This is a genomic window from Citrobacter sp. CK188, assembly GCF_030333525.1.
Lineage (GTDB): Bacteria > Pseudomonadota > Gammaproteobacteria > Enterobacterales > Enterobacteriaceae > Citrobacter_B > Citrobacter_B koseri.
In genome coordinates, this window is sequence record NZ_JAOWFU010000038.1 from 19,577 (window position 1) to 30,580 (window position 11,004).

An 11,004-nucleotide genomic window follows, 5' to 3' on the forward strand; every position below is an offset into this window, starting at 1 on the left:
TTCCCCGGAATCCTCCCATTTCAAATCCCTCCCCTTTAAGCATCTATACTTATCTTTTTGCTTATATTTCTCACAGGAGGAGTCATGCGGCGGATCCTGTTCATCCTCTTTTTACTACTGGGCGCCCCCGCGCATGCGGTCGCGATCCCCGGCGTCACAACGGACGCCTCAGGCAGTCAGGAGGCCGCGCCTGCGGCTGAACCCGATGTCGAACAAAAGAAAGCCGCCTACGCGGCGCTGGCGGATGTGCTGGAAAACGAGACCTCTCGCAAGGAGCTCATCGACCAGCTACGAAAAGTCGCCGCCACGCCGCCGCCAGAGCCCGTCCCCACGATAACGCCGCCCACGGTTACGGAAGAAAAAACGGTACTGGAGAATGTAACCGACATCAGCCGGCGTTACGGAGAAGCCCTCTCCGGGCGCTTTGCCCAGCTTTATCGTAACATCACCGACTCGCCGCATAAGCCGTTTAACACGCAGACATTTACCAATGCCCTGACCCACTTCCTGATGCTGGCAGCTTCGGTATTTGTCTTTTACTGGCTGATACGGCTTTGCGCGCTGCCGCTGTATCGCAAAATGGGTCAGTGGGCGCGCAAAAAAAATCGCGACCGCAGCAACTGGCTACAGCTTCCCGCAATGATTATCGGCGCATTTATCATCGATCTGCTCCTGCTGGCGCTGACCCTGTTTGTCGGGCAGATACTGAGCGACAGAATGAACGCCGGCAGCCGAACCATCGCCTTTCAACAAAGTCTGTTCCTGAACGCGTTTGCCCTGATTGAGTTTTTCAAAGCCATTCTGCGCCTGATCTTTTGCCCTAACGTAGCGGAGTTGCGTCCGTTCACGATTCAGGACGCCAGCGCGCGCTACTGGAATCGCCGTCTGAGTTCGCTCAGTAGCCTGATCGGCTATGGTCTGATCGTCGCCGTGCCGATTATCTCCAACCAGGTCAACGTCCAGGTCGGCGCGATGGCGAACGTCATCATCATGCTGTGCATTACGCTGTGGGCGCTGTATCTGATCTTCAAAAACAAAAAAGAGATCACCCAACATCTGCTGAATCTCGCGGAACGGTCGCTGGCCTTTTTCAGTCTGTTTATTCGCGCCTTCGCGCTGGTGTGGCACTGGCTGGCCAGCGCCTATTTTATCGTGCTGTTTTTCTTCTCATTGTTCGACCCGGGCAACAGCCTGAAGTTTATGATGGGCGCGACGGTACGCAGCCTGCTCATTATCGGTGTCGCCGCGTTTGTTTCCGGCATGTTCTCACGCTGGATAGCCAAAACCATTACGCTGTCGCCCCCTACGCAGCGCAACTATCCTGAGCTGCAAAAACGGCTGAACGGCTGGCTGTCAACCGCCCTGAAAGCCGCGCGAATCCTGACGGTTTGCGTGGCGATCATGCTGTTGCTCAACGCCTGGGGGTTATTCGACTTCTGGTACTGGCTGCACAACGGCGCGGGAGAAAAAACCGTCGATATTCTGATCCGCATTGCGCTGATCCTCTTTTTCTCTGCGGTCGGATGGACCATCCTCGCCAGCCTGATTGAGAACCGCCTGGCGTCAGATATTCACGGCCGCCCCTTGCCCAGCGCGCGTACCCGAACCCTGCTTACGCTGTTTCGTAACGCCCTGGCGGTGATCATCAGTACAATCACCATCATGATCGTGTTGTCGGAGATTGGCGTGAACATTGCCCCCTTACTGGCCGGCGCCGGGGCGCTGGGGCTGGCGATTTCGTTCGGTTCGCAAACGCTGGTGAAAGATATTATTACCGGCGTATTCATCCAGTTTGAAAACGGGATGAATACCGGCGATCTGGTGACTATCGGCCCGCTGACCGGTACGGTGGAGCGAATGTCGATTCGCTCGGTAGGCGTGCGTCAGGATACCGGGGCGTACCACATTATTCCGTGGTCTTCGATTACCACCTTCGCGAACTTTGTGCGCGGCATTGGTTCGGTCGTGGCTAACTATGACGTGGATCGCCATGAAGATGCGGATAAAGCCAATCAGGCATTGAAGGACGCGGTGGCTGCGGTGATGGAGACGGAAGATATTCGCGGGTTGATTATCGGAGAACCGTCATTCTCCGGGATCGTCGGGCTGACCAATACCGCCTTTACGCTACGGGTCTCCTTTACCACCTTGCCCTTAAAACAGTGGACGGTACGCTTCGCGCTCGACAGCCAGGTGAAAAAACACTTCGATCTGTCGGGCGTTCGCGCGCCGGTACAAACGTATCAGGTACTGCCCGCACCGACGATCAGTCAGGCGCCAGCGACAGACCCCCTGCCGCCGAGTGAACCCACGCTTTAGCGCTTACGCGCCATAAAGCGGCGACGCTGATCGTCATCCATAAAGGTCCAGGCAATAAAGCGACTCTGCTTTTGCCCCTGGGCCATCTCCTTTTTGACCACTTTTACCGCCCCGACGTCCGTCAGCGCGCGGTACAGCGGCGGCAAATTTTCGCCGCGCGACACTAACGTGGTGAACCACATTACCTGGCGGCCAAAAGCCTGGCTTTCCGCGATCATCGTTTTGATAAACGCCACTTCCCCGCCTTCGCACCAGAGTTCCTGCTGCTGACCGCCAAAATTCAGGGCATCGTTTTTATCCTGCCCCAGATTGCGACGTTTGCGCTCACTTCCCGCACGGGCAGAAGCTGCCGAATCGTGGAACGGCGGATTGCACAGCGTGGCGTCATACTGTTCATTCTTATGAATGATGCCGTTGAAGATTGCCGCAGGATCTTTCTGCCGACGCAGACGAATCGATCGGGTTAATCCTGGGTTGCCGCTGATGATCGTCTGGGCGCTGGCCAGCGCCTGCGCATGGACTTCGCTGCCGGTAAAGCGCCAGCCGTATTCATGCACGCCGATAAGCGGGTAAATGCAGTTCGCTCCTGTTCCCACATCCAGCACGCTCGCATCCGCCGGAATCGCGCCTGTGGTTTCGCCCAGCAGATCCGCCAGATGGTGAATATAATCGGCGCGGCCTGGCACCGGCGGGCACAGAAAGCCTTCGGGAATATCCCAGTTTGCCACCTGATAGAAATACGCCAGCAGCGCTTTATTGAGCGCCTTGACTGCCAGAGGATTCGCGAAATCAACGCTTTGCTCACCCGCAGGCGTACGGGTAAGAAATTGCGCCAGTTCTGGCGTGACCTGGCATAACGTCGCGAGATCGTAACGATGATGATGGCGATTACGTGGGTGCAATCCCGGTTTCTGGGCAGACATGGCATTCTCCTTTTAGCAGCGGCGTAAGATACTCGCATAACGCAACGCGGTAAACAAACCTGACGGAGAAAGCCCGCTTATACCGCAAACGAACACGGGTCGCTCCGCAGGCTTAGCGACAAAATCCTGGAAAATCAATAATCTGTATGTCATTGATTTGTCAATATTCGTCAAAAAATATCGTTCAAAAAACAAGCACATCATAATCAATTTTTTGCGTTAATTTTGCGTCATCAACGTCCTAAACTTATGAGGCACCACCTGTTGTTTCTAAGAGGATGCCGTTATGAAAAAATGCCTCACCGTACTGGCTGCTGCTCTGCTCACTGGCATGAGTTTTAGTGCATTCGCCGCGCAGCCGCTTAGCAGCTCAGAAGCAGGCCAGCTCAGACCCGCCGGAACCGTCTCGGCGACGGGCGCGACGACGCTGAGCGAACTTGAAAATAAACTGGCAGAAAAAGCGCGTGAACAAGGCGCCAAAGGTTTTGTCGTCAATTCTGCCGGTGGCGATAACCAAATGTATGGCACTGCCACTATCTACAAATAACCCCCTACCAGGTAACTGCATTCCCACCGAATGCAGTTTTCCTTAGCATGGAAAACGTCCCCCCGTCTCTTTCATTCGCTGACGTTTTTCGCTGACTGATATACCGGCCTGCTTCTGCGCTATTGACTGTACGATTTTTGACCCCATATTCACTACACTTACCGTGTGGAATAAAGGGGAGGAACAGGTATATGGCATCCGGGTGGGCGAACGACGACGCCGTTAATGAACAAATCAACAATACTATTGAAGATGCTGTCGCCCGCGTTCGCGGCGAAATTCCTCAAGGCGAAAGCCTGTATGAGTGTGAAGAGTGCGGCGATCCTATCCCGGAAGCGCGGCGTAAAGCCGTTCCGGGAGTAAGGCTATGCATTGCCTGCCAGCAGGAGAAAGATTTACATAACGCAACATTCTCAGGATATAATCGCAGGGGATCGAAAGATAGCCAGTTACGCTAACTTTTCTTTACGTAAAACAACAGCGTAAGCATGTTCTTTTACTCTCATGCTTTTTCACCTTCTGCGTGGCAAAATGTGCCGTTACTCTCTCTTCTGTAAAGTGAAACGGCAAGAAGCGTAAATCCATGTTTTGAATTTATTAATAATCAATAAGTTATTTGTCATTCAAATTATTTGATGGATGACGTCAATTCTATTCGATTTTATCTCCCGCAAAAAACCGTGATACTTATCACATCGACGGAACAACGTCTTACTACACAAGAATAACCTGCGAGAGATTAATCATGAAAAATATCAAATATGCTGTTGCTGCTATCGCTCTGTCTACCCTGTCATTTGGCGTTTTCGCTGCCGAGCCGGTAACGGCTTCCCAGGCGCAAAGCATGAATAAAATCGGTGTTGTTTCTGCGGAAGGCGCCACCACTCTGGATGGCCTGGAAGCGAAACTGGCTGAGAAAGCGGCAGCTGCCGGCGCAACCGGTTATAGCATCACTTCCGCAACCAACAACAACAAAATGAGCGGCACCGCTGTTATCTACAAATAATTTCACGTGTTTCTGTTATACCCGTCTGTTTGCCGACAGACACACTGCTCCAACCCTCATTGAACCTGTGTTACCCTTGTTCGCCCGTCCGCCACTGGACGGGCTTTTTTTTGCCTGACGCTTAAAAATGCTGCGCTACCCGCGCAAGCCCTTCCGTTAACGTCGCCGCTTCTCCCGTAGCCACCAGACAGCACGCCATCTGAATTTTCAGGGAAGCCGGTATCGGCTCGCTTCCCGCCAGGCAGCGCTCAATCCAGCGGGCGGTGGTTTCCGGGTCTTTTGCCGCAGGCAGCGGCACCGGCTCGTCGGGCATCTCGCTCTGGCGATCCTGAAGCACCTGCACGCCGGAACGGTCGATCAGGCTGATTTGCGGGCAACGCTGTGGATTGGCATACACCTCCCCTTCCGTGCCGTGCATCAGCAAACCACGCCCGCCGATGTCGGCAAAAAATTTCGCGACGCGCGGAACGTACTCCGGGTGCGAGACGCTGGACAACCGCAAGGCGGCATCTTCCGCAAACGGCGTCGCTAACTTCGCCAGCGTGTGCGCGCTGTTACGCACGCCCAGCCGCCAGCGCATTGCCAGCTGTTTTTCCAGCGGCGGGCACAGCGTACCGACAGGAATAAACACCGGCTCGTGTCCATCCAGCTTCGCCTGAGCCTGACCGGCGTGCAGCGTCGGCGCAATCCCCATCAGTTCGAAAATGGTCTCCGTCAGTACGCGCGTCGGATCTTCGCTTACGCCATGTACCACCACCGGAAAGCCCAGTTTATGCAGCAGAATCGCCAGCAACGGCGTCAGGTTCGCCTGTTTGCGCGCCCCGTTGTAACTGGGGATGACAATCGGCATCGGTTTGGCAACCGGCGGCGTAAGCGTAATCGTGTGGTTCTGCATGGCTTCATAAAAGCCCAGCATCTCCGCTTCGCCTTCCCCTTTAATACGCAACGCGATCAACACGCCGCCCATTTCCAGTTCGGGCACATCACCATTCAACATATGGGTATACAGGCCGCGCGCGGTATCCTGATCCAGGTCGCGGGCGTGATTTTTACCTCGACCGACCTCTTTGATGATTTTGCGATAATCCATGACATTCTCCACTGCGACATTTTTTAACAATATAGCCCCTCTGGAGACCCTGCCGTTAGTTTTTTATCTCAGCCATCAATCACCTGTTTTTGTAGTAATTATTAAAACGCAAGCATTAGTTCAAATATTTGTGATTTTTATACACGATTCTAATCCGTAAACAATCTGATTAAATATCTGGCGAAGAGTTATTGAGGGTCCACGGTGAAAACGTCCAGGCTGGTTTTCACCACTTATACACCAGGATTTATGATGAACAAGGTTGCTTTAGGTTTATTCATCGCTGCAACAGTAGGATGTTCCGCATCCGCATTTGCGGCAACAAATGGCGAAGGTCAGATTAACTTTACGGGTGAAATCATTGACTCCGCTTGTCAGGTCGTTAATGGGTTAAGTAATCCGCTAAATGTCGAGTTGGGCAGAGTGTCTAAAACCGTATTTTCTGGCGCAGGCTCTACCAGCACACCAACGAAATTCGATATTCAGCTAAAAGACTGCCCGGAAACGGTGACCTCTGCCGCCATTAATTTTGGCGGTACGCCGGATACGGATAACAGCACGACCCTGGCATTAACGCCAGACACGGAGACGGCTACCGGTGTGGCAATTCAGTTGCTCGACTCGTCAGAGCAACCCGTCAGCTTATATACCCCTTCCCGTCAATATCCACTGACGGCAGGAAGCACGGTAAACGATCTGGAATTTGCAGCGCGTTATATTCAGACTCAGGCTGCCGTTACGGCCGGCCCGGCAAATTCCGTATCTACCTTTACCGTTATCTATAACTGATATTATCAATCCGAAGATATTAGCCCTTTCTTCAGGGCTAATATCTTTTATTCATGCTGAGAAATATTTATGCGTCACGGTTATTTACTGAGCACTCTTTTTCTGGTAGCAGCGACAGCGCATGCTGGCGTTATTATTAACGGCACCCGTCTTGTTTACCAGGGAGACAAAAAGGAATCCTCGCTTGGTCTTTCAAACCCAGATTCAACGGACTATCTGGTACAATCCTGGGTCGATTCCGGCAGTAAAAATCCGGGCAACACCCCCTTTCTGATTACGCCGCCGCTGTTCCGCCTGAATGCGAAAGAAGACAACGTTCTGCGGGTTATTCGCACAGGTGGCAATCTGCCTGAGGATCGTGAATCGCTGTACTGGCTGAATATCAAGGCTATTCCATCCTCAAAACACGTTGAGGGGGTAAATACCCTGCAAATCGCGATCAACACGCGTATTAAATTATTGTATCGCCCATCCTCCGTGAAAGGTAAGCCAGAAGAGGTTGCTGACAAACTGGAATGGCATCGTGAAGGTCACGATCTAGTCGTCAATAACCCGACGCCGTTTTATATGAATTTCCAGAGCGTGATGATTAATGGTCATAAAATCAGTAAAGCGACCTGGGCAGTACCTGAAACGGCAACCCACATGGCTCTGCCCGCCAATACTGACGGTAACACCGTGACCTATTCCATTATTACTGATTACGGCAGCATCAGCCGAACCTGGTCTAAGCCTGTCCATTAAGATAACGGCGCACAGGCAATTAAAATAATCATGTACCGCGATAAAAAGCCGTTTTCCTGCAAATTATTCACACTGCTGCCCCTGTTATGTGGCCTGGCAGTGTTCTGTTTTGCGCAGCAAACGCGGGCAGATGATTATTTTAACCCGGCGCTCCTGGATATTGATAATCCCCGACAGGAAAAAACCGATTTATCGGTATATGAAAAAGGTCCAGGACAAGCACCAGGAAAATACCAGGTATCAATCTTTATTGATAATAATAAAGTCGACACCCGCGATGTCACATTTAAATTACAGAAAGATGTTAAGGGCAACCGTTCACTCCAGCCCTGTTTCAGCCTGGATGATTTAAAGAGTCTCGGTATTAAAACGAAGGCGTTTCCGAAGCTCATGGCACAAGGAAAATGTGCAGATTTAAGCGTCATCCCCGCCGCTTCCGCCACGTTTCGCGTGCGCAACCAGCAGCTATTGCTCAGTATTCCCCAGTCAGCGCTGGGCCAGATTCCGCGCGGTTATATCGACCCAAAAACGTTCGATGAAGGCATTACCGCCGGTCTACTGAACTACAGCGCCAACGCCAGTCAGAGCGACGCCCGCCGGCAGGGTGAACAGGATAACAGCAGCCAGTATGTCAACCTGCGTCCCGGGTTCAACATCGGCACCTGGCGCGTGCGCAATTACTCAACCTGGAATCGTAACGTCACGGGCCATGACGAACAGCAGAAATTCTCGTCTGTTTATACCTACGCGCAGCGCGATATCGTGGCGATGAAAAGCGATCTCACGGTAGGGCAAAGCGCCTCTCCGGCGGACGTGTTCGACAGCGTGCCTTATACCGGCGTACAACTCAATTCCGACAGCGACATGCTGCCGGATAGCGAAAAAGGCTATGCGCCGATTATCCGTGGCACCGCACACAGTAACGCCCTGGTGATGGTTCGTCAGAACGGCTACGTCATTTATCAGAACACCGTAGCGCCAGGCGCATTTGAAATTAACGATCTCTACCCGACGGGCAGCAGCGGCGACTTGCAGGTCACCGTCAAAGAGACGGACGGCAGCGAAAGCCATTTCGTGGTGCCCTACGCCTCCGTACCCGTGTTGCAGCGTGAAAAAAACCTGCGCTACAGCGTAACTGCCGGTCGCTATCGCGCCTATGACAAAGACGTCGAGCAAACTCCATTTGCTCAGGGGAGCGCAATCTACGGTCTACCTTATGGTTTTACCGCCTATGGCGGCGTACAGCAAAGCCGCCATTACCAGTCGCAGGCGATCGGCACCGGGAAAAACCTGGGCGATTTAGGCGCGTTTTCTGTCGACGTCACGCGGGCCAAAGCATTGCTGAAACAGCAGCAGGCCAGCACGGGGCAGTCATGGCGCGTGCGTTACAGCAAAGATTTTGCAGGCGCAGGCACCAACTTTTCCCTGGCCGGGTATCGCTATAACAGTAAGGGTTTTTACACCCTGGAAGACACAATGGAGTCCTATACCCGCGCCAGCGACTGGTCCGCCCCGCAGCAGCGCCGAGCGCGTACCGAAGCCACTGTCGATCAGACGCTCGGCGAGAGCTGGGGGTCTTTTACGCTGAGTCTGGTCAAAGAGACCTACTGGAGCCAGCGCCAGGATATGACCTCCATGAGCCTCAGCTACAACAACAGCTGGCATGGCGTGAGCTATAGCCTGAGTTACAGCATGAACAAAAACACCAGCGACAGCGATGAAAACGGTGAGTCCGTTACCCATGACAACCAGTTCGCGCTGAGCGTTTCGGTTCCACTCGACCACTGGATGCACAACACCTGGGCGACGTACAACCTGAACAACAGTCAAGACGGCGCCACGCAAAACATTGGCCTTAACGGTACTGCTCTGGCCGAAGACAACCTGAACTGGAATATCCAGGAAGGCGTGAGCAATACCGGAAGCGGCAACTCAACCAGTATGAATGCCGATTACAAAGGAACCTATGGCGAAGTGAGCGGCGGCGTCAGCCAGGACAGCCATCAACGGAGCGTTAATGTGGGTCTGCAAGGCGGCGTTGTGGCGCACGCCAACGGCATCACTCTGACGCAACCGCTCGGTGAAACCATCGCGCTGGTGAAAGCACCGGGAACACATGGCACGCATATTACCAATCAGACCGGCGTCAAAACCGATTTTCGCGGCTATACCGTTGTGCCATTTGTATCAGCCTACCGCCACAACACGATTGCCCTGGACACAGAAACACTGCCAGACGATGCCGACGTAACCCATGCAGCGCGAATAGTAACCCCAACGCGCGGCGCGGTAGTCCGCGCCAGTTTTAACACCCGCGTGGGCAGCAGGGTTTTAATGATGCTCACGCAAAACGGTAAGCCGTTGCCCTTTGGCGCAACCGTCACCACCGACGATAAAGACAGCGAGTTTATTGTTGGCAACGGCGGTCAGACTTATCTCTCCGGTTTACCTCAGCACGGAACGCTCTTCGTGTCGTGGGGTCAGGATGCCAGCGAACACTGCGTCGCAGAGTACACGCTAACGGATGAGAGACATAAAACCAGCATCATTAACGCTGCCGCGCAGTGTCATTGATTCACCATGCAGACTCAACATTATGCAAATGATTAAACAGTGTTTTTTCCTCCTGATTTTGGCCAGCGCAGCCTTGTTTATGCCGCATGCAAAGGCGGCCTGCACAACGCCGGATATGCCCAAAATGATCAACGTGGCATCTGTTTCCGTACCGACGACGCTGGCGATTGGTGAGACCATTCCAGGAACAGAGCAAACCGTACACGTTGCCGGACAGTGCGATCAAGGTATTGATAGCGGTCTGGAAATTGTCTCCTGCTATTACGGAACAGGCGCTGAGATACCAGGCCTGAGAGGGGTGTACGACTCCGGGGTGCCCGGCGTTGGCATCGCGCTGATGAACGAGCAAGGCCAGCGGATCAGCGGCGCAGGCGGCGTACAGTGCGATTCACGCGGCACGCCGATCGGTTATGTATCCAGCGATGGGCAGCAGTCATTTAACTTCAACGTCACGCTTGAACTGGTGAAAACCGGCAGTGACGTGACCTCCGGTACACTGGTGCAGGCGCAAACAGAGTTTGGGATTGGCGTGTTTGGTCACGAAGGTATCGGGAGTCCTAACCACATTGCCTATGCCGGCAATGTGGATCTCGAAACCGTAACCTGCTCCGTGTTACCGAAAAACCTGACCGTCAATCTGGGCGACTTTCCGATCAGTGATTTTATGGGAGTAGGCACCCTCTCGATGCCAGCACAGAATTTTAACGTTACGGTCAACTGTAATTCCACCGTACAGCCTGAAGTGAAGATCACCAGTGCGAATGGCTACGAATCGGGTTTTGCCGGCGTGATGAAACTGACTCAGCAAAGTGGGATGGCGACCGGCGTCGGCGTCAGAATGCTGTTTGATGGCAATATCGCCACCTTCGACAACTACGTCAACACGCAAAGCGAGGCAAAAGCCAACGAAACGCTGGATATTCCGTTCCAGGTCCGCTATGAGCAAATCAGCGACGACGTTACGCCAGGCCCGGCAAATACCGTCGCCACGATTACGCTGGCCTATAAGTGA

Annotated in this window: 10 protein-coding genes; 8 read left to right on the plus strand and 2 right to left on the minus strand. The window is 53.3% G+C overall.

Features of this window, described 5'->3' with window-relative positions; genetic code table 11:
• Positions 1-84: 84 nt before the first annotated feature.
• Positions 85-2,319, plus strand: coding sequence for a mechanosensitive channel protein (ybiO, locus tag OGV67_RS20590; protein ID WP_200003514.1), 2,235 nt, complete (start codon positions 85-87; stop codon positions 2,317-2,319).
• Here the strand turns inward: ybiO and rlmF are convergent.
• Positions 2,316-3,242 (minus strand): 23S rRNA (adenine(1618)-N(6))-methyltransferase RlmF, encoded by a 927-nt coding sequence (gene rlmF / locus OGV67_RS20595; protein ID WP_115181809.1) that lies wholly within the window; start codon positions 3,240-3,242, stop codon positions 2,316-2,318. The genes ybiO and rlmF overlap by 4 nt on opposite strands.
• Positions 3,243-3,528: 286 nt before the next feature.
• Between rlmF and mcbA the strand changes: the two genes are divergently transcribed.
• From mcbA to ybiJ, 3 genes are all read left to right on the plus strand, one after another.
• Positions 3,529-3,789 (plus strand): DUF1471 family periplasmic protein McbA, encoded by a 261-nt coding sequence (gene mcbA / locus OGV67_RS20600; protein WP_012133167.1) that lies wholly within the window; start codon positions 3,529-3,531, stop codon positions 3,787-3,789.
• Positions 3,790-3,980: 191 nt separating this feature from the next.
• Entirely contained in the window at positions 3,981-4,247 is a 267-nt protein-coding gene (locus OGV67_RS20605) for a DksA/TraR family C4-type zinc finger protein (protein ID WP_012133169.1), read from the plus strand.
• Positions 4,248-4,534: 287 nt separating this feature from the next.
• Complete coding sequence (ybiJ, locus tag OGV67_RS20610; RefSeq protein WP_012133170.1) at positions 4,535-4,795, plus strand: DUF1471 family protein YbiJ; 261 nt, start codon at positions 4,535-4,537, stop codon at positions 4,793-4,795.
• 121 nt (positions 4,796-4,916) lie between these two features.
• Here ybiJ and ybiB read toward each other — a convergent pair whose 3' ends face one another.
• Positions 4,917-5,885, minus strand: a complete 969-nt coding sequence (gene ybiB, locus OGV67_RS20615; RefSeq protein ID WP_012133171.1) for a DNA-binding protein YbiB — start codon at positions 5,883-5,885, stop codon at positions 4,917-4,919.
• 252 nt (positions 5,886-6,137) lie between these two features.
• On the opposite strand from ybiB, the gene OGV67_RS20620 reads away from it, so the two are divergent.
• From OGV67_RS20620 to OGV67_RS20635, 4 genes are all read left to right on the plus strand, one after another.
• A complete protein-coding gene (locus OGV67_RS20620) occupies positions 6,138-6,674 on the plus strand; it encodes a fimbrial protein (RefSeq protein ID WP_047457960.1) in 537 nt (178 codons plus the stop codon).
• 69 nt (positions 6,675-6,743) lie between these two features.
• Positions 6,744-7,418 (plus strand): fimbrial biogenesis chaperone, encoded by a 675-nt coding sequence (locus OGV67_RS20625; RefSeq protein WP_012133173.1) that lies wholly within the window; start codon positions 6,744-6,746, stop codon positions 7,416-7,418.
• A 30-nt stretch (positions 7,419-7,448) separates the two neighbouring features.
• Complete coding sequence (locus tag OGV67_RS20630; protein WP_115614932.1) at positions 7,449-9,992, plus strand: fimbria/pilus outer membrane usher protein; 2,544 nt, start codon at positions 7,449-7,451, stop codon at positions 9,990-9,992.
• 22 nt (positions 9,993-10,014) lie between these two features.
• Entirely contained in the window at positions 10,015-11,004 is a 990-nt protein-coding gene (locus OGV67_RS20635) for a fimbrial protein (RefSeq protein WP_115614933.1), read from the plus strand.